At 63.8% G+C, this 21,152-nt stretch carries 7 protein-coding genes; 6 read left to right on the plus strand and 1 reads right to left on the minus strand.

What is annotated here, in order from left to right; translation table 11 throughout:
• Positions 1–170 precede the first annotated feature (170 nt).
• Positions 171–1,574, minus strand: a complete 1,404-nt coding sequence (gene glnA / locus E8F12_RS17665; protein ID WP_280326506.1) for a glutamate--ammonia ligase — start codon at positions 1,572–1,574, stop codon at positions 171–173.
• Positions 1,575–1,905: 331 nt separating this feature from the next.
• Here glnA and thiI point away from each other — a divergent pair, with 331 nt between their 5' ends.
• From thiI to E8F12_RS17695, 6 genes are all read left to right on the plus strand, one after another.
• A complete protein-coding gene (thiI, locus tag E8F12_RS17670; RefSeq protein ID WP_280326507.1) occupies positions 1,906–3,360 on the plus strand; it encodes a tRNA uracil 4-sulfurtransferase ThiI in 1,455 nt (484 codons plus the stop codon).
• 129 nt (positions 3,361–3,489) lie between these two features.
• The gene (typA, locus tag E8F12_RS17675; protein WP_280326508.1) at positions 3,490–5,307 is read left to right on the plus strand and encodes a translational GTPase TypA; all 1,818 of its coding nucleotides are present in this window, start codon (positions 3,490–3,492) and stop codon (positions 5,305–5,307) included.
• Between the two features lie 378 nt (positions 5,308–5,685).
• Positions 5,686–7,347 (plus strand): ShlB/FhaC/HecB family hemolysin secretion/activation protein, encoded by a 1,662-nt coding sequence (locus tag E8F12_RS17680; protein WP_280326509.1) that lies wholly within the window; start codon positions 5,686–5,688, stop codon positions 7,345–7,347.
• 26 nt (positions 7,348–7,373) lie between these two features.
• Positions 7,374–19,520, plus strand: coding sequence for a filamentous hemagglutinin N-terminal domain-containing protein (locus tag E8F12_RS17685; protein ID WP_280326510.1), 12,147 nt, complete (start codon positions 7,374–7,376; stop codon positions 19,518–19,520).
• A gap of 4 nt (positions 19,521–19,524) precedes the next feature.
• Entirely contained in the window at positions 19,525–19,965 is a 441-nt protein-coding gene (locus E8F12_RS17690; RefSeq protein ID WP_280326511.1) for a hypothetical protein, read from the plus strand.
• A gap of 467 nt (positions 19,966–20,432) precedes the next feature.
• Positions 20,433–21,125: a transposase gene (locus tag E8F12_RS17695; RefSeq protein WP_280326512.1), complete on the plus strand. Its 693-nt coding sequence runs from the start codon at positions 20,433–20,435 to the stop codon at positions 21,123–21,125.
• Positions 21,126–21,152 lie beyond the last annotated feature (27 nt).

Below are 21,152 nucleotides of genomic sequence, written 5' to 3' on the forward strand. Positions count from 1 at the left end.
ATTCGCTATGGGCTGCGCAGCAGCCCCGCAATATCGGGGGGCAGACCTGCGGTCTGCTTGGCGATTGAAATCGCCCCTACAGATAGATGCCCTGCCCAAATCTGACGGGCCATAAAAAAGGCCTCCCGAAGGAGGCCTTAATGTTGACGCTGTTTATAGGTATTCGTGGATCAGACGCTGTAGTACAGGTCGTATTCCAGCGGGTGCACGAAGGTGCGCACCTTGATTTCTTCTTCGCTCTTCAGCTCGATGTAGGCATCGATGAAGTCGTCGCTGAACACGCCGCCCTTGGTCAGGAACGCGCGGCCCTTGTCCAGTTCTTCCAGCGCCTCTTTCAGGCTGCCGCAAACCTGCGGGATCTCTTTCGCCTCTTCCGGCGGCAGGTCGTACAGGTTCTTGTCGGCGGCATCGCCGGGGTGGATCTTGTTCTGGATGCCGTCCAGACCGGCCATCAGCAGAGCTGCGAAGCACAGGTAGGGGTTGGCAGCCGGGTCCGGGAAGCGCGCTTCGATACGGCGGGCTTTCGGGCTGTTCACGTACGGGATACGGATCGAGGCGGAACGGTTGCGGGCGGAGTAGGCCAGCATTACCGGGGCTTCGAAGCCCGGGACCAGACGCTTGTAGGAGTTGGTCGACGGGTTGGTGAAGCCGTTCAGGGCCTTACCGTGCTTGATGATGCCGCCGATGAAGTACAGGGCGGTATCGGACAGGCCGGCATAGCCTTCGCCAGCGAAGGTGTTCTTGCCATCCTTGGAGATGGACATGTGCACGTGCATGCCCGAGCCGTTGTCGCCATACAGGGGCTTGGGCATGAAGGTCACGGTCTTGCCGTAGGCGTCAGCCACGTTGTGCACGCAGTACTTCAGGGTCTGGACTTCGTCAGCCTTGGCGACCAGGGTGTTGAACTTCACACCGATCTCGTTCTGGCCGGCAGTCGCCACTTCGTGGTGGTGAACTTCCACGACCAGGCCCATTTCTTCCAGGGCGTTGCACATGGCGGTACGGATTTCGTGGTCGTGGTCGACCGGCGGTACCGGGAAGTAGCCGCCCTTCACGCCCGGACGGTGGCCCTTGTTGCCGCCTTCGATGTCAGCGTCGGTGTTCCAGGAAGCCTGCTCGGAGAAGATCTTGAACATGGAGCCGGAGATGTCGGACTTGAACTTCACTTCGTCGAAGATGAAGAACTCCGGCTCCGGGCCTACGAATACGGTGTCACCGATGCCGGTGGTCTTGAGGAATTCCTCGGCGCGACGGGCGATGGCGCGCGGGTCGCGGTCGTAGCCTTGCATGGTGCTCGGCTCGATGATGTCGCAGACCAGGATCAGGGTCGGCTCTTCGGTGAACGGGTCGAGCACGGCAGTGCTGTCGTCCGGCAGCAGGATCATGTCGGAGGCTTCGATGCCTTTCCAGCCTTCGATGGAGGAACCGTCGAACATCTTGCCGTGTTCGAAGAATTCGTCATCGGCGTCACGGGCCGGCATGGTCACGTGCTGCTGCTTGCCTTTGGTGTCGGTGAAGCGCAGATCAATCCACTTCACGTCGTGTTCTTTAATCAGTTGAAGCGACTTCGACATGTTGTCCTCCAGGTGGTTGGGGGCAGAAACCTTGCCTCCCAGAAATTCGGGCTGAAGCCGGAGCGGGATAGTCCGCCAGGGCGACCTGCCTCACAAGGGAGCAAATTGCGTGCCAGTGCCCCGGAATGGACGAGGGCCCCAAAACTCGCGCCTGGCGGGGGCTTCGCGCTGATTGTGCGCAGTTTTGCGCACCGTTTTCGTGCCTGTCGTGGTGCACGTGATCCATTTTGGTGCGTCGCAAGCTGCCCTGAATGATTTTGGTCAAAGCTTGAACAATTTCCGCTATAATCCGCGCCCCTCTTTTTCGGCCGCTGTCGCAAGCGCTGTTTTCATGAAACTCATCGTCAAAGTCTTCCCGGAAATCACCATCAAGAGCCGGCCGGTGCGCAAGCATTTCATCCGCCAGCTCTCGAAGAACATCCGCGCGGTCCTCAAAGACCTGGACCCGGGGCTCGAGGTGACGGGCGTATGGGACAACCTCGAAGTCGAGACCCGGCAGACCGAGCCGAAGCTGCTGCGCGAGATGATCGAGCGGCTGACCTGCACCCCCGGCATCGCCCATTTCCTCGAGGTGCACGAGTACCCCCTGGGCGATTTCGACGATGTGCTGGAAAAGTGCAAGCTGCACTACGCCGACCAGATCCCCGGGAAGATCTTCGCCGTGCGCTGCAAGCGTGCCGGCAAGCATGAGTTCACTTCCATGGAGCTGGAGCGCCATGTCGGCAGCCGCCTGCGCCAGGAGTGCAATGCCGCCGGCATCTCGCTGAAGAACCCGGAAGTGGAAGTGCGGATGGAAGTGCGCGACCAGCGCCTGTTCGTCATCCACCACCAGCACGACGGCATCGGCGGCTACCCGCTGGGCTCCCTGGAGCAGACCCTGGTGCTCATGTCCGGTGGCTTCGACTCCACCGTCGCCGCCTACCAGATGATGCGCCGCGGCCTGATGACCCACTTTTGCTTCTTCAACCTCGGCGGCCGTGCACACGAATTGGGCGTGATGGAAGTCGCCCACTACCTGTGGGAGAAATTCGGCCGTTCCCAGCGCGTGCTGTTCATCAGCGTGCCCTTCGAGGAGGTGGTCGGCGAGATTCTCAGCAAAGTCGACAACAGTCAGATGGGCGTGGTGCTCAAGCGCATGATGCTGCGCGCCTCCACCCGCATGGCACGGCAGCTGAACATCGATGCGCTGGTCACCGGCGAAGCCATTTCCCAGGTCTCCAGCCAGACCCTGCCCAACCTCTCGGTGATCGATTCGGCCACCGACATGCTGGTGCTGCGCCCGCTGATCGCCAGCCACAAGCAGGACATCATCGACACCGCCAACCGCATCGGCACCGCAGAGTTCGCCAAGCACATGCCCGAGTACTGCGGCGTGATCTCGGTGAACCCGACCACCCGCGCCAAGATCGGTCGCATCGAGCATGAGGAAGAGCAGTTCGATATGGCCATCCTCGAGCGCGCCCTGGAACGCGCGCGCCTGGTGCCCATCGACCGGGTGATCGACGAGCTGGGCCAGGACGTGGCCGTGGAAGAAGTGCGTGAAGCCCTGCCGGGGCAGATCGTCCTCGACATCCGCCACCCCGACGCCCAGGAAGATGAACCCCTGGAGCTGCCGGGTATCGAAGTCCAGGCTCTGCCTTTCTATGCGGTCAACAACCGCTTCAAGGAACTGGACGCCAACCGCCAGTACCTCCTGTATTGCGACAAGGGCGTGATGAGCCGCCTGCATGCCCATCACCTGCTCAGCGAGGGACATGCCAATGTGCGCGTTTATCGTCCGGCCTAAGCAGCCCGGGCTGTTCGGCGGCAGCATCCGCCATCGCCCTCCCGACCATCGGGCCGCTTGATACGTACTTCATTCATATGCGCGGCCTAGACTGCGCGGCACACCGAATCCTCTGATCGAGATACAAACGTGATCGAAAAACTCCGCAACATCGCCATCATCGCCCACGTCGACCATGGCAAGACCACCCTGGTGGACAAGCTCCTGAAGCTCTCCGGCACCCTCGACCGCAAAGAAGCGGAAAGCGAGCGCGTGATGGACTCCAACGAGCAGGAAAAAGAGCGCGGCATCACCATCCTGGCGAAGAACACCGCCATCAAGTGGAACGGCTACAACATCAACATCGTCGACACCCCCGGCCACGCCGACTTCGGTGGCGAAGTTGAGCGCGTAATGTCGATGGTGGACTCCGTTCTGCTGGTAGTGGACGCCCAGGACGGCCCCATGCCGCAGACCCGCTTCGTGACCCAGAAGGCCTTCAAGGCCGGCCTGCGTCCGATCGTCGTGGTGAACAAGATCGACCGTCCGGGCGCGCGCCCTGACTGGGTCATCGACCAGATCTTCGACCTGTTCGACAACCTCGGCGCCACCGACGAGCAGTTGGACTTCCCGATCGTCTACGCCAGTGCCCTGAACGGCATCGCCGGTCTGGACCACGAGAAGATGGACGACAACATGGACGCCCTGTTCCAGGCCATCATCGACCACGTGCCGGTGCCGGACGTAGACGTCGACGGTCCGTTCCAGATGCAGATCTCCCAGCTGGACTACAACAGCTTCCTCGGCGTGATCGGCATCGGCCGCATCGCCCGTGGCCGCGTCAAGTCCAACACCCAGGTCGTTGCCGTGAGCGACGACGGCTCCCGCCGCAACGGCCGTATCCTCAAGATCATGGGTCACTCCGGTCTGCAGCGCGTGGAAGTGGCTGAAGCCGAAGCCGGCGACATCGTCTGCGTCAGCGGCATGGAAGAGCTGTTCATCTCCGACACCCTGTGCGACCCGCAGAACGTCGAGGCGCGCCCGCCGCTGACCGTTGACCAGCCGACCGTGAGCATGACCTTCCAGGTCAACGACTCGCCCTTCGCCGGCAAGGAAGGCAAGTTCGTCACCAGCCGCAACATCAAGGACCGTCTGGACAAGGAACTGCTGCACAACGTTGCCCTGCGCGTCGAAGCGGGCGAGTCCGCCGAGAAGTTCAAGGTCTCCGGCCGTGGCGAGCTGCACCTCTCCGTACTGATCGAAACCATGCGCCGCGAAGGCTTCGAGATGGCCGTCGGCCGTCCGGAAGTGGTGATCATCGAGAAGGATGGCGAGAAGCAGGAGCCCTACGAGAACGTCACCATCGACATCGAAGAGCAGCACCAGGGCTCGGTGATGGAGCAGATGGGCCTGCGCAAGGGCGATCTGACCAACATGATCCCCGACGGCAAGGGCCGCGTGCGCCTGGAATACACCATCCCGGCGCGTGGCCTGATCGGCTTCCGTAACAACTTCCTGACCCTGACCTCGGGTACCGGCATCCTGACCTCGACCTTCAGCCACTATGGCCCGATCAAGGCCGGCGAAGTCAGCAACCGTCAGAACGGCGTACTGGTCTCCATGGCCACCGGCACCGCGCTGACCTACTCGCTGGAAACCCTCCAGAGCCGTGGCAAGCTGTTCCTCGGCCCAGGCGACGAGATCTACGAAGGCCAACTGGCCGGCATCAACAGCCGTGACAACGACCTGGTGATCAACCCCACCAAGGGCAAGAAGCTCGACAACATGCGCGCCTCCGGCAAGGATGAAGTCATCGCCCTGGTTCCGCCGATCCGCTTCACCCTGGAGCAGGCGCTGGAATTCATCGCCGACGACGAACTGGTGGAAGTGACGCCGAAGTCCATCCGCCTGCGCAAGAAGATGCTGAACGAGAACGACCGCAAGCGCTACGAGCGCACCAAGGTGTAACTCGGCACCGCAGTGAAAAAGGCCCCGCCGGAGCGATCCGGCGGGGCTTTTTCTTTGGTCCGCTCTCCCTCCGCGGCGGGGGCGAGCGGCTTCCGGCCAACACCGGGCCACACAGGTCCGCCGTCCGTACGGTGCGCTGTGCGCACCAGGCCTTGCTTGCGGCTCACTCGGCGTCAGGCGTCTGCTGCGTAGGGTGGCTTCAGCCCACCAGAAGCCCTTCATACACCCGATCAGGAAATTTCTATCTGACTTTTCAGAGCGCACCGGCATACCTCCTTGCGCTCAGTTGCTTTCATTGGCGCCCGCTTTCGCACCAGGCCCAACGCAATGGAACTGCCCAGTTCGCGTTCATTGAAACGCCATCTCCTCCCACTACTCATGCTTACCCTTGGTATCGCGCAATGGGCTGGCGCCGACGTCTCGCCGGGTGACCGCGAGCTGATCCGCGAACGCCAGGAACGCATCCTCGACGAACAACGCCGGCGTCTCGATGAACTGCAGCAACTGCCCGGGAAAACCACGCCGACCGAGCCTCTGGCGCCCGCCGACGGAGCCCAGTGCTTCCACATCCGCAGCATCCACCTGCAAGGTGCCGACCACATTCCCGCCCCGCGCCAGCGTGAGCTGCTGGCCCCCTTCGAGGGGCGTTGCCTGGGCAGCGCCGGCCTGAACGAACTGCTAAAGGCCATCACCGGGTTCTATATCGACAAGGGGTACGTCACCTCGCGCGCCTACCTGCCGCAACAGGACCTGGCCGACGGCGAACTCGAGGTGATAGTGATCGAGGGGCGCCTCGAAGGGCTCGACAGCTCATCCGTGGCCAGTGACCGCGAACTGGCCATGACCTTCCCCGGCCGCGTTGGCGACCTGCTCGACCTGCGGGAACTGGAACAACTGGTCGACCAACTCGGCCGCCTGCCATCGCGCCCGGTCCAACTGGAGCTGGTGCCCGGCGAACAGGTCGGCGGCAGCCGCGTGCGCCTCCAGGGCGAGGCCGCCAAGCCCTGGCGCGTCGGCCTCAGCCGCGACAACGACGGCCAGCGCAGCACCGGCGAGCAGCAATGGGGTCTCAGCTTCGACTGGGATAGCCCCCTGGGGCTCGCCGACCAGCTCAACATCCGTGGCGGGGGCGATGCTGTCAGCGACCGCTGGCGCCATTCGGCCAACCAGGGCTTCTCCTACAGCCTTCCCTACGGCTGGTGGAGCCTCGGCTACAGCTACAGCCAGAGCTACTACCGCACCCGCAATGACAGCTCCGGCTTCGCCTTCGCCCTTGATGGCGAGAGTAAAAACCACCAGCTGCGCGCCGAGCGCGTGCTGCACCGCGACAGCACCGGCAAGACCGCCGCCAGCTTCGGCCTGGCCCACCTGCGAACCCGCAACTACATCGACAACAACCTGGTGGACGTCTCCAGCACCCGCCTGAGCGAAGCCCAGTTCGGCTTCAACCACGGCCGGCGCATCGGTTCGGCGTTTGCCAACCTGGACCTCGGCTGGCAGCGCGGCATTGGCGCCCTGGATGCGCAGGGCGCCGGGCACCCCCATGGCAGCGAGCCGGTGACCCGCTACAACAAGTACAGCCTCACCCTCAGCTACCTGCAGCCGTTCCAGCTCTGGGAAGAAAGCTTCAGCTTCGACAGCCTCGCCTACGGCCAGCGCAGCGAGGACGTGCTGTTCAGTCCACAGCGCATCAGCCTGGGCGGCCTCAGCTCGGTGCGCGGCTTCAAGGACCAGACCCTATCCGGCGACACCGGCGGTTACTGGCGCAACCAGCTGCGCTGGCGCCGTGCGGTCACCTGGGAGCCGCTGCGGCCCTGGCTGCAGGAGTACGGCGCGGCGCTGGCCTACGACCTCGGTGTGATCCACGGCAATGCCCATAACCCTGGCCAGAGTGGCCGCCTGAGCAGCCACGCGCTGGAACTCAGCGCCGGTGGCCAGCACTTAGCCGCCGCACTCACCTTCGCCCATTCGCTGGAGCGGCCGGACGCCATCGAGCGCCGGGAGCGCCCCGTTTACTTCCGCTTCGACCTCTTCTTCTGAGTCGGCCAGAACAGGAGTCCCAGAGCATGGATACCCGCAGCCCCTTCTTCCAGAACATCGCCCTGGTCCTGATCGGCATCCTCTTCCTCGACCCGATCGTCGCCACCGCCGCGCAGCTGGCGGTGGATCAGGCGGCTGGCGGCAATACCCAACTGGGCCAGGCGGGCAACGGCGTGCCGGTGGTCAACATCGCCACCCCCAACGGCAGCGGCCTGTCGCACAACAAGTTCAGCGAGTACAACGTCGGCCAGCAGGGCCTGATCCTCAACAACGCCACGTCCAAGACCCAGGCCACCCAGCTTGGTGGCCTCATCATCGGCAACCCCAACCTCAAGGGGCAGGCCGCCAGCACCATCCTCAACGAAGTCACTGGCGGCAACCGCAGTCACCTCGGTGGCTACACCGAAGTGGCGGGTCAGTCGGCGCGGGTCATCGTCGCCAACCCGCACGGCCTCACCTGCAACGGCTGCGGCTTCATCAACATCCCGCGCGCCTCCATGACCACCGGCAAACCGATCATCGAGTCCGGCCGCCTTGAGCGCTTCCAGGTCGACGGTGGTGACATCGCCATCGAGGGTGCCGGCCTCAATGCCGGCAACGTCGAGCAGTTCGACCTGATCACCCGCAGCGCCAAGCTCAACGCCGAGCTGCACGCCCAGCAATTGAACGTCATCGCCGGGCGCAATGATGTGCAGGCCGACAGCCTGGCCGCCACGCCGCGCGCGGGTGGCGAGGCCGATAAGCCTCAACTGGCCATCGACAGCTCCGTCCTGGGTGGCATGTACGCCGGCGCCATCCGCCTGGTGGGTACCGAGGCCGGAGTCGGCGTGAAGCTGGCCGGCAACATGGCCGCCAGCGCCGGCGATATCCAGATCGATGCCAACGGCCAGCTCACCCTGGCCCAGACCGCTGCCAGCGGCGACCTGCGGGTCAACGCGCAAAGTGCCGAGCTGACCGGCAAGGCCTACGCCGGCGGCAACGCCAGCGTGCAAACCCGTGGCGCCCTGACCAACCATCAGAGCCTCGCCACGGGCGGTGCCCTGCAACTCTCCAGCGGCGGTCAACTGACCAACGCCGGCATCGTCGAAGCCGGCGTCAACCCGGACCACAGCCGCAACCCCCACGGCGATATTCAAGTCACCGCCCGCGACCTGCGCAACAGCGGCAGTCTGGTCGCCAGCCGCAACCTGCAGGCCACTGCCAGCGGCACTCTCGACAACCGCGGCGGCACCCTCAGCGCCCAGGGTCAGGCCAAGGTCAGCGCTGACAAGCTGGACAACAGTCAGAAGGGCCGCGTGCTCGCCAAGGGCAGCGTGGACTTGGCTGCCGGCCAGTTGCAGAACGGCCAGGGCGGTGTGGTGACCAGCAACAGCAACCTCGATGCCCGCGTGGGACACCTGGATAACCGCGGCGGCGAAGTGTCCAGTCAGCAGATCGCCACCCTCACGGTGGACAGCCTCGACAACCGGGGAGGCCGTATCATCGGCGAACAGGCGCTCGACCTAGCGGCCAGCGGCTCCGTGAATAACCAGGGCGGCACGCTCGGTGCTAACCAGCAGGTGAAGATCAAGGCCGGCACGCTGGATAACAGCCAGCAGGGCCGCATCAGCAGCCAGGGCGGCCTGGACTTGAAGGTGGCAGGCACCCTGCACAACCAGGCCGGTGGCCAGATCGGTGCACGCGGCAATGCCTCAGTCAGCACCGGCGCCCTGGATAACAGCCAGAGCGGTCAGCTGACCAGCAACCAGAAGCTGCAGCTCGACGCCGGTCAGGTGGAAAACCGCACGGGCGGCCGCATCGCCAGCAATGGCGCACTGAACGCCAACGTCACCGGCCTGGACCAGCGCGACGGTGGCCAGCTGTACAGTGGCAGCGACCTCAGTCTCGACCTCAACCATGGCCAGTTGGATAACAGCGGCGGCCTGATCAACGCCCCCGGCCAGTTGCTGCTGAGAAACCTTGCCGGTGTCGCCAACCGGGGCGGTGAAATCTCCAGCCAAAAGGGCTTCATACTGGCAGCGGAGAGCCTCGATAATACAGGCGGCAAGCTCCTCAGCAACCAAGCCCTGACACTGCGCATCGATCGCGCCCTCGACAACCTCAAGGGCCTGATCTCCGCCGCCGGTGTGGATGCACGCGCCGGCGCCCTGAACAACGGCCAGGGCCTGCTGACCAGTAGCGGCGACCTGCAACTGGGCGTCGCCGGAGCGCTCATCAACCTGGGCGGCGAACTCTCCAGCAGCGGCGCGACGCGCATCGATGCCGCCAGCCTGGACAACCGGGCCGGTGACATCCTCGGTGATACCGGGCTGGCCGTGGACGTCGCAGGCGCCGTGGCCAACCAGGGCGGCACCCTCGGCACGGGCGGGGCGCTCGAACTCAGTGCCGGCAGCCTGGACAACAGCCAGCAAGGCAGCCTGGTCAGTGATGGCAGCCTCACCCTTCGCGTCAGCGACCGGCTGGACAACCAGGCCCAAGGCACCATCGCCGCCAAGGGTGATATCGACGTCCGGGTCGGCAGCCTGGACAACCGGGGTGGCCGAGTCTCCGGCCAGCGCTCGGTGGCCGTGAGCGGCCAGCAGATCGATAACCGCGCAGGCGCCATCCAGTCCGCAGCCGGCCTGAGCCTGGATACCCAAGCGCTCGACAACAGCCGGCAAGGCCTGGTCAGCAGCAAGGGCGGCATGGACCTCGACCTCGACCAGTTGGACAACCAGGCCGGCCTGATCAGCGCTGCCGGCCCGCTGGCGCTCAAGGCCCGCGGCGTACAGAACGCCCAAGGCCGTATCGCCAGCCAAAACAACCTCAGTGCCAAGGTCGGCAACCTCAACCAGCAAGGCGGTGAACTGGTGGCCCTGGGCAAGCTCGGCGTCACGGCGGACACCCTGGACAACCGCCGGGGCGGCCTGGTGGGCGCTACCGACGCACTGGATCTCAAGGTGGGTGAGCTGGACAACCGCGGCGGGGAAATCTCCAGCCAGGCTGGCATCACCCTCGCCGGCCAGGGCCTGGACAACAGCGACGGTGGCAAGATCCTCGCCGGCGAGGCCTTCCGGCTCACCGTCGAGCGCATCCTCAACCACGCCAAGGGCCTGATCTTCGGCCACGGTGGAAGCCGCATCGACGCCAACCACCTGGACAACAGCGGCGGCACTCTCGCCAGCCAGCAAGCGCTGGCCATTGCCCTCAGCGATCGCTCGGCCCATGACCCGCGCCTGGACGGTGCGCTGACCAACCAGCAAGGGCTGATCAGCAGTGAAGGCACGCTGACCGTCGACGTGAGCCAGCTCGGCAACCAGGCCGGCACACTCTCCAGTGCCGGCGACCTCAAGGTCAGCAGCACCGGCCTGCTGGATAACCGGGCCGGCGCCATCGTCACCGATGCGGCCCTCGTCCTCACCAGCAACCGCCTCGACAACAGCCTGCAAGGCCGGCTAAGCGCCAAGGGCAATGCCCAGGTCAGTACGAGTGTCCTGGACAACAGCCAGGGCGGCAGCCTGACCAGCGCGGGCGACCTCGAACTCAAGGCCGAGCGAGTGAGCAACAGCGGCAAGGGCCGCATTGCCAGCGGTGGCGACCTCAATGCCGTAGTCGCTAGCCTGAACCAGCAGGACGGCGGTGAGCTGTTCAGCAAGGCAAGCCTCAGCCTCGACCTGCAGCAGGGTCTGCTGGACAACAGCAACGGCGGCCTGATCAACGCTCCGGGCCAACTGCTGCTGAAAAACCTCGGCATGGTCTTCAACCAGGGCGGTGAAATCTCCAGCCAGCAGGGCTTCACCCTGGTGGCGCATCAACTCGACAACAACGGCGGCAAGCTGCTCAGCAACCAGCCGCTGGTCCTGCGCATCGCCCAAGCCCTGGACAACGTCAAGGGCAGCATCTCCGCCGCCCGGCTCCAACTCGACGCCGGCCACCTGGACAACAGTGGCGGTCGGGTCAGCAGCACCGGCAACTTCGACCTGAAGGTCGCCGGCCTGTTGAACAACCAGGACGGCGAGCTGGTCGCCCTGGAGCGCCTCGACCTCGAAGCCGCCAGCCTGGACAACCGTCAGAACGGCCTGGTGGGTGCGGTGAAAGGCCTCAGCCTCGCCGTGGACGACCTCGACAACCGAGACGGCGAGATTTCCAGCCGGGCCGGCGCGACCCTCAGCGGCCAGCGCCTCGACAACAGCGGCGGCAAGCTACTGGCCGACGGCAGCCTGGCCTTGGCCATCGATCAGGTGATCAACCAGGCCAAAGGCCTGGTCTCCGGTAAGGCCGGCCTTAGCCTGACCGGTGCCCAGTTGACCAACGACGGCGGCACCTTGAGCAGCCTGCAAGGCGTCACGCTGAACCTGAGCGAGCGCTTCTCCAACCAGTGGGGCCTGGTGAACAGCGAAGGTGCCCTGGGCATCCAGGCCGGCACCCTCGACAACAGCCACGGCGTGCTCTCCAGCGCCGGCCCGCTGAGCCTGGAAAGCCTCGGCGCCTTGACGAACCAGGGCGGCCAGGTGGTGACCGACGGTAGTCTCGACCTGCGCAGCGCCAGCCTCGACAACCGCCAGGGCCTGTTCTCAGCCCAGGGCACCATGGAGGTACAGACCGGCACCTTGGACAACCGCCAGGGCGGCCGACTGATCGGTGGAGACACCTTCAGCCTGATTGCGGGCGAGGTGGACAACAGCGCCCAGGGCCGGATCGGCAGCGCCAAGGCCCTCGACGCCCGCGTGACCGGCCTCGACCAGCACGACGGCGGCCAGTTGTTCAGCCAAGCCGACCTCAGCCTTGACCTGCAAGGCGGCGACCTCGACAACGGCAACGGCGGGCTGATCAACGCGCCCGGCCAGTTGCTGCTGAACAACCTCGGCCACGTCGCCAACCAGGGCGGGGAAATCTCCAGCCAGCAGGCGTTCACCCTGGCGGCCCGCAGCCTGGACAACAGCCGCGGCAAACTGCTTAGCGCCCAGGCGCTGACTCTGCGCATCGAGCAGGCGCTGAGCAACCTCAAGGGCCTGATTGCCGGCGCCAGCCTCGACGCCCGCGCCACTCGCCTGGATAACGGCGGCGGCACTCTCAGCAGCCGAGGTGACCTCGACCTCCGGGCGCAGGCGCTGCTCAACGGCCAGCAAGGCCTGATCAACGCCGCCCAGGCGCTACGCCTGACCGCCAGCAACCTCGACAACCGGGGCGGCAGCGTGCTGGCGGGCACATCGCTCGACGTCACCGCTGACAGCCTCGACAACAGCGACCAGGGCCTGATCAACAGCCAGGGCCGCCTGACGCTGGCCAGCACCCAACAGCTCACCAACAACGGAGGCGAAATCTCCGCCAAGGGAGAGCTCGCCCTCAGCACCGGCCAGTTCACCCAGCGCCAGGGCCGCCTCATCGGCGAATCGGGCCTGACCCTTGACCTCAAGGGCGGCGACCTGGACAACCAGGGCGGCCTGATCCTCGCCCGGGGGCCGCTGCGCCTCGAGCACCTGCGCGATCTGACCAACCAGGGCGGCGAAATCAGCAGCGTCCAGGGCTTCGCCCTCAACCTGCGCCACCTCGACAATCGTGGCGGCAAGCTGATCAGCAACGACCAGCTCGGTCTCACAGTCGCCACGGCTAACAACCAGGGCGGCCTGCTCTCCGGCTGGCAGGGGCTGCAGTTGACCGGCCAGAGCCTGGACAACAGCGCGCGCGGCACCCTCTCCAGCCGCAGCGGCGATGTCACCGTCAAGCTGCAAGGCGCGCTGCAGAACAGCGGCGAAGGCGCCCTGGTCAGCCAGGGCAAGCTCGATGTGCAGGCGGCCAGCCTGGACAACCACGACAAGGGCATTCTCTCCAGCGGCGGGGCGCAGAAACTGGCGGTCACCGGCCTGCTGGACAACCGCAATGGCGGGCTGGTCGACAGTGCAAGCGACCTCGACCTGAGCGCCGCGACCCTTGCCAACGCCGGCGGCCGTCTCGCCGCCGAAGGCAACCTCAACCTCACCGCCACCGCCACCGACCTCGACAACAGCGCCGGCAGCATCGCCACCAACGGCAGCGCCACGCTCAGCCTGCTCGGCGTCCTGACCAACACCGGCGGTACCCTGGCCAGCCGGGGGCCGCTGACGCTGCAACGCGCCGCCCAGGTGAACAACCAGGGTGGCCAGATCGCCAGCCAGGGCCTGCTGACCCTGCTGACGGGCGGCCTGGACAACCGTAACGGCGGCACCCTGGCCGCCAACGGCGCCCTGCTGCTGAGCGCCAGTGGCGCCGTGCAGAACAGCGGCGATGGCCTCATCTACAGCCGCGACGCCGCTGTCACCCTAAGCGCCGCGAGCCTCGATAACGACGGCGGCACCCTGCAAAGCCAGGGCGACCTCAAGCTCACTGCCACTGGCGCCGTCAGCAACCTCGGGGGCCAGCTCATCAGCCGGGCGGGCAATGTCGACCTCAGCGGCAACACCCTCGACAACCGCGGCGGCACCCTCGCCAGCCTGCAAGGCTGGGTCAAGGCACGCCTTGACGGCTGGCTCAACAACGGCACGCTCTCAGGCAAGGGCGGCATCCTCCAAGCGCAATCGCTGGACCTCGCCGCCGCCAGCCTCGACAACCGTGGCGGGCATGTCTCGGCCCTCTCCGGCGCCGCTCTGCTCAATGTCGGGCACGTCGACAACGGTCAGGGCGGGCTGTTTGCCAAACAGGCGCTCAAGGTCACCGGCACCAGCCTCGCCAATGGCGGGCAGATCGCGGGTGGGCGCGTTGACTTCAGCCTAGCCGGCGCACTGGACAACCAGAACGGCCTGATCGAAAGCGCAAGCACCCTGGCGCTTGCCGCCGCCACGCTGGATAACCGCAGCGGCCAACTGCGCGCCCTCGGCACCAGCGGGCGTACCGAGTTGAACGTGCAAGGCCTGTTCGACAACCGCGGCGGCGTGCTGGAAAGCGCCAACACTGAATTCGGCCTGGTCGCGGCGAGCTTCCTCAATACCAGCGGCAAAGTGCTCCACGTCGGCAGCGGCGCCTTCGATGTGGCCATGGCTCACGTCACCAATGCCGGCGGCAGCCTGGTCACCCGTGGCGCCCTGACTCTCACCGCTGACAGTTGGACCAACAGCAGCGTGCTGCAGGCCGGCTCGCTCACCGTCAACGTCGGCCAGTTCACCCAGACCGCCAGCGGCCAGCTCCTGGCCAGCAACGCCTTCACCGGTCGCGGCGGTAACTGGGCCAACGACGGCCTGATCGCCAGTGATGGCGTCTTCAGCCTCAACCTCAGCGGCACTTACAGCGGCAACGGCCGCCTCAGCAGCCTTGGCGACCTGGGCCTCACCGCCAACCAGCTGCTCCTGCCTACGGCCGGCCGCATTACTGGAGGCGGAACCACCACGCTCAACATCGACGGGCCACTCACCAACCATGGCCGCATCACCTCCGCCAGCGACCTCACAGTCAATTCCGGAGCCTTGAGCAACTTCGGCACCCTCGGCAGCGCCAGCCAGCTCCGCCTGGTGACGCCGACCCTGCTCAACGAGAACGGCCTGATCTTCAGCGGTGCGGACATGGCCCTACGCGTGGGCAGCTTCACCAACCGCTATGCGGATGTGTACAGCCTGGGTGCGCTGGATCTCGCCGCCAACGATGCGGGGACGCGCAGTGCGGCGCTGGAAAACATTTCCGCCACGCTGGAAAGTGCTGGGGACATGCACCTGGCGGCGGCGTCAATTGTCAACCGCAAGGATTTCTTCAGCGTCTCGGAACAACTGCAGTCGGGCACCATCAAGTTCCAGTGCATCGGCTGCTACAACAACAAATACTCGTCGGCGTACTACTACGTCGATGAACGGATAGAACGCACGGTCACCGCCGACTCCGCCGCCTCTGTCATCACCAGTGGCGGCAACCTCGGCGTTATCAGCGAGAGCTTCCACAATCAGCACAGCCTGGTTTCAGCGGCAGGCGATATCAAGATCGACAGCTCCTCCTTCCTTAACGAGGGAGCTTCCACCGAAAGCGTCGTGCGCTCACGAACCTTCCTTAGCCCAAGAGAGGGCCCCGAAGTCTTCTCCGAACTCGTCCACGGAGGGTTGGCCACCTACAACAAATACAACTCCCTATATGTGCATCAATATGGGTTTAAGCAGCGACCTACCGAGAATAACGGCCAGATCTACTCCTACTACGGACCTGACAAGCAGATTACCGATCAGGCCAACCCGGATTTCAATCCCACTGCCCATTACGGCGTACCTGACCGAATCCTCGGCTACACCTTGGTCAACTCATCGGAGACCAGCACCAATAGCGGCGTAGCGGCCAACGCCATCATCCAGGCCGGCGGCAACGTCTCCATCCAGGCTTCCAGCAGCCTGGGCAACGGCGTCAGCCACAGCAATGTCGCGTATGCCGGCGGCACCAACAGGGTGTCGAACACTGCCGTAGACGCCAACACCGGCGGAACCGTGCAGATCAACTCCCAGCTGCCCCCCGACCTCGCCCAGCAACAGGTCAACCCTCTCGCGCTGCCGGGCTTCAAGCTGCCCAGTGGCGAGAACGGCCTGTTCCGCCTGAGCGGCCAGGGCGGCAGCGCCGCTGAGGCCAACACCACTGATGGTGGTCCGCAGCAGTGGACCATGGGCGGCGCCAGCATCGGTCTTGCCCAGCGCGAGCAGCAGCTCCCCAACACGCAGGCCCGCGAAGTGCAGGTCAATGGCTCCGGTCAAACCAGCACCGGTCAGCTTGGCCTGGGTGACCGGCAACTCGTCACCGGAGCCAGCGCCAGCCAGGTTCAGGTGCAGGTCGGCGGGCCAGCGGAGATGGGCAACCTGCCAGGCCGCACCCAGGTTGAGGGCAGCATGAGCCAGGGCCCCGGCGTTGCCCCGCAACCGGGCGACAAACCAACATCGGCGGGCCATCTGACGGTCGACCGCGTCCAGGGCTTGCCCGGTAACCAGGTGCCGCCCAAGCCGCACAAGTACCTGGTCGAAACCAACCCGGAGCTGACCAGCCTCAAGCAGTTCCTCAGCTCCGACTACCTGCTCGGCCAGCTTGGCTACGACCCCGATCGGGCGCAGAAGCGCCTCGGCGACGGCCTCTACGAGCAGCGCCTGGTGCGTGAAGCCATTGCCAACCGCACCGGCCAGCGCTTCCTTTCCGGCCTCAACAGCGACGAAGCGATGTTCCGTCACCTGATGGACAACGCCATCGCCAGTAAGCAGCAGCTCGGCCTCAGTGTCGGTGTCAGCCTCTCCGCCGCCCAGGTAGCGGCGCTGACCCACGACATCGTCTGGATGGAAGAGCACGTGGTGAACGGCGAAAAGGTCCTGGTGCCGGTGCTCTACCTGGCCCATGCCAACAACCGTCTCGCGCCCAACGGTGCACTGATCCAGGGTCAGGACGTGACCCTGATCGCCGGCGGCGAGCTGAGCAACCAGGGCACCCTGCGCGCCAGCAACAACCTCAGCGCCAGCGGCCAGAACCTCAACAACGCCGGCCTCATTGAAGCCGGTGACCGCGTCTCGCTGCTGGCCACCGACAGCATCCGCAACGCCCAGGGCGGCCTCATCGCCGGCCGCGACGTCAGCGCCATCGCCCTCACTGGCGACATCGTCAACGAGCGGACCGTCACTGAGCAGCGCGGTAGCGGCGGAGGCTTCAGCTGGCAGACCAGCGTCGCCGACAATGCCGCGCGCATCGAAGCTGCCAACGACCTCAGCCTCTCGGCGGGACGCGATCTCAGCAACCTCGGCGGCGTGCTCAGCGCCGGCGGCAATGCCAGCCTCAGCGCCGGCCGCGACCTCACCCTCGGCGCCGCCACCGAAGTGGACCACCGCGAAGGGCAAGGCAAACGCTGGCAGGTCAGTGAAACCACCGTCACCCAGCACGGCAGCGAGGTAAAAGTCGGCGGCGACCTCAAGGTCGAGGCGGGACGGGACCTGGCGGTAATTGCCAGTCAGGTGAGTGCCGGGCGCGATATCGACCTGGCCGCCGGGCGCGACCTCGACATCGCCTCCGCCGCCAACGAAAGCCACTTCGCTTCCCATTCCAAACGCAAGGGCAAGCAGCTCGACATCGAGCGCGACCGCGTACGCCAGCAAGGCAGCCTGATCGATGCCGGCGGCGACTTCACCGCCGTCAGCGGTCGCGACCTCACCCTGACCGCCAGCCAGGTGAAGGCGGGCGACGAAGCCTACCTGTATGCCGGCAACGACCTCAGCCTGCTGGCGGCCGAGGACAGCGATTACTCGCTGTACGACAAGAAGAAAAAGGGCAGCTTCGGCAGCAAGCAGACCCAGCGCGATGAAGTCACCGACATTCGTACAGTCGGCAGCAGCATCACCACCGGCGGCGACCTCAGCCTGGTCAGCGAGGGCGACCAGCGCTACCAGGGCGCCAAGCTGCAAAGCGGCAAGGACCTGACCCTCGACAGCGGCGGGGCGATCGCCTTCGAAGCGGTCAAGGACCTGCACCAGGAGAGCCACGAGAAGAGCAAAAGCGACCTCGCCTGGACCAGCGCCAAGGGCAAGGGCACCACCGACGAGACGGTGCGCCAGAGCGAACTCGTCGCCCAGGGCGAACTCGCCATCCACGCCGTGGACGGCCTGAAGGTCGACCTCAAGCACATCGACCAGCAGACCGTCAGTCAGACCATCGACGCCATGGTGCAGGCCGATCCGAACCTGGCCTGGATCAAGGCGCTGGAGCAGCGCGGCGATGTGGACTGGCGGCGGGTGAAGGAGGTGCATGACTCCTTCAAGTACAGCCATTCCGGGCTCGGCGCCGGGGCGCAGCTGGCGATTGCCATCGTCATGGCGGCGGTCGTGGGGCCGGCTGCCGGCGCGGCCGTAGGAGGAGGCACCAGCGGTGCGATAGCCGGAGCGGTCGCGGCCACTGCCGCGACCAAAGGCAGCGTCAGCCTCGTCAACAATCAGGGTGATCTGGGCGCCGTGCTCAAGGACGTCACCTCCAAGGAGAGCCTGAAGGATTACGTCGTGGCCGGCGCCACGGCAGGTCTGACCGCTGACCTCTTCGACAAACTGTTCGGGACCCAGACCAACACCCTCACCGACAAGGTCAGCAACGTCGACCTGAGCACCCTGGAAGGTGTTGGCAGCTTCGCGGGCAACCAACTCGCCCAGAGCGGCACCGCCGCCGCGCTCAACAAACTCATGGGGCGCGACCCGTCCTTCAAGGACGCGCTGCAGTCCGCGCTCTACAACACCCTGGCCGCAGCGGCCTTCAACGCCGTGGGGGACTTCACCGAAAACAAGTGGGTCGATGGCCCCCCGCAAAAGGTCGCCATCCACGCCATCGTCGGTGGCCTGCTCAGCGAAGCCACCGGCGGCGACTTCAAGACCGGCGCCATCGCGGCCGGCGCCAACGAGGCACTGGTCACCCAACTCGATGCGCTGGTGAAGGGTGATCCGAACCTGCTGACCATGTCGTCGCAGTTGGTGGGCCTGGTCGCGGCAGCGGCGGTGGATGGGGACGTGGAAAAGGGCGCCTGGGTGGCGCAGAACGCGACGCAGTACAACTACCTGACTGATCACGAAATGCAGGCTTTGGCTCGCGAGCTGCGCAACTGTGAGGCTGCGGGGACTTGTGATCAAATCGCGCAAAGCTATTTCGACAAGCACGAGACAAACGAAGCAGCATTGCAGGGTGTCTGCGACGGAAATAGCACCACAGCCTGTCAGGCCAAAGCGGCGGAGATCTACAACGCAATACTGAAGTGGCAGCAATTGGGCTACTACGCGGGTCTTGAAGGACAGCCTGCCAAGATTCTGCAAGCGTTCCATCAGCTCAATCTAGCCGCCAGCCCAACAGCAACAGCGGGTATCGCGGCGCCATCGGCAAGTGCCTTTGTGGAGGCGTTGGGGCTCAATCCGGAAAGTGCCGCTGGTATTGCGACGGCTAAGACGCTTGCGTCAATCGTTGCTGGTAAAGCCAGTGCGAAGGGTGGAATGCTTGGACAGCATGGTGTTCAGACCGCCAGCAAAACGATATGGAGAGGACAAGGGAAAGAGCGTCTTGATGTTGAGAATCCCAATCCTGGACAGCGTCCTGGTCAGATTCATTATCAAGATAATATAGGTAATAAGTATCTATATGATCCTGCCTCTAAAACGTTTCTCAATGCGCCTAAATCAGTCAATTTGCTGCTGAATGACAAAAAATTTAGTATGGCAATTGAGAAGGGTATTAAGAAGTATCTTGGTGAGTGACTTTATGAAGATCAATGAAAGAATGGCAGAGGTGATGGCTGACATTGGATTTGAGGAGATGTCGATTCCTACTGCTTTGGTAGAGATTCTGAAAGAAGGTTTTATTATTAAGGGCGAGTGCGTCGTCTTGGCTGCTTTGGCGAAGATGTGCGGCTCTGTGTCTCTAGCTGACTTTCCTGATAAAACTGGCTACGAAAGCTTTGTCAACTCTATTCATATTGATGATTACGTTGAATCTGAATTTTTGCATCGTGCTATTTCGTTTTCTAGGGCGCTAATAGATATTTGGAAGGTGAGTGGGATAGACGGCGATATTAGGGTCATTATCTGTGGTGATGAACTGGGGGCGGTAATAAAATTCCATTTTGTCCGAGAAGGCGAGGATTGGGTTTCGAGTGATTTGGAACTGTATGAAGATGCAGTTATGGTTGTAGATTCCAACTGAACAAAAGGGGGAGGATTTATCTTTCTTACTCTAATTTTCGGGTGACCATCACTCCACGTCAGCTTCGGACACTGGTTGCGGACATTTCTTCAAGCGGAAAAGGGGACAGATATATTTTTCCTACTCTAATTTTTCCGCGGGCGAATCCAGGGGGAACGGGTAGATTTACAAGATTAGAGTATAGAAAATAGATCTGTCCCCTTTTATTTTCGCTTTACTGTCGACATTCCTGTTACAGGGCCAAATGGAAGCGGAGTCGTTAGAAGCGGGTGGATTTATAAGCCAGGCTCAAATACTCCAGAGTTGACAACAATTTTTGTGAAGTGACTTCTATGCATCTAGAAATTAACGAAGTCGTGCGCTTGTTAGAGGATATTCCTTCGGACGGAAAAGGGGACAGATTTATTTTTCCTACTCTAATTCCTTGGGGAGAGAGCAGGCTCTAGTTATCCACGGAGGGAGAAACCATGCCCAGGGTGGGGCGAGTCCTGTTACCGAACTATCCACATCACATCGTCCAACGTGGCCATAACCGGCAGGTCGTGTTTGCCGAGGAAGCTGATTTCGAGCGCTACCTGGCCGACTTGCGCGAGTTGAAGGATGCCTTCGGGGTCAAGGTCTATGCGTACTGCCTGATGACCAACCATGTGCACCTGCTGTTGGCCCCGGATGATTCGCTGGCAGGGCTCAGCCAGTTGATGAAGACCTTGGCGGCCCGCGCGACGCGCTACCGCAATCGCTTGGAAGGGCGCTCCGGCACTCTGTGGGAAAGCCGCTTCAAGTCGAGCATCGTGCAGTCCGATGCCTACTTGTTGGCCTGTAGTCGTTACATCGAACTGAACCCGGTGCGGGCGTGCATGGTGGCTGAGGTAGGGGATTATCCCTGGTCGAGCTACGCCCTGCGTATGGGGGCCGCACCTGAGCAGAGCTGGTTGGACGACGACCCGTGTTTCAAAGCGCTCGGCGTTAGGGATGAAGAACGGCGCCGCCGGTATGCCGAGTTCGTCAGGCAAGCAGTGCCCGCCGAGGAACTGAGCCTGATTCGGGAAGCCATTCAACGCGGCCAACTGACGGGGAGCAATCGCTTCGTGGATGAGGTTGAGCGTATTGCGGGCGTACGGATTGAACGGCGCAAGCAGGGGCGACCGAAATTAGAGTAAGGAAAATAAATCTGTCCCCTTTTATTG

The organism is Pseudomonas sp. BN102, assembly GCF_029871245.1.
Classification (GTDB): Bacteria; Pseudomonadota; Gammaproteobacteria; order Pseudomonadales; family Pseudomonadaceae; genus Metapseudomonas.

Coding starts and splice junctions, on each gene's coding strand:
- glnA (WP_280326506.1), bottom strand. CDS start 1,574: ATGTCGAAGTCGCTTCAACTGATTAAAGAACACGACGTGAAGTGGATT.
- thiI (WP_280326507.1), top strand. CDS start 1,906: ATGAAACTCATCGTCAAAGTCTTCCCGGAAATCACCATCAAGAGCCGG.
- E8F12_RS17680 (WP_280326509.1), top strand. CDS start 5,686: ATGCTTACCCTTGGTATCGCGCAATGGGCTGGCGCCGACGTCTCGCCG.
- E8F12_RS17685 (WP_280326510.1), top strand. CDS start 7,374: ATGGATACCCGCAGCCCCTTCTTCCAGAACATCGCCCTGGTCCTGATC.
- E8F12_RS17690 (WP_280326511.1), top strand. CDS start 19,525: ATGAAGATCAATGAAAGAATGGCAGAGGTGATGGCTGACATTGGATTT.
- E8F12_RS17695 (WP_280326512.1), top strand. CDS start 20,433: ATGCCCAGGGTGGGGCGAGTCCTGTTACCGAACTATCCACATCACATC.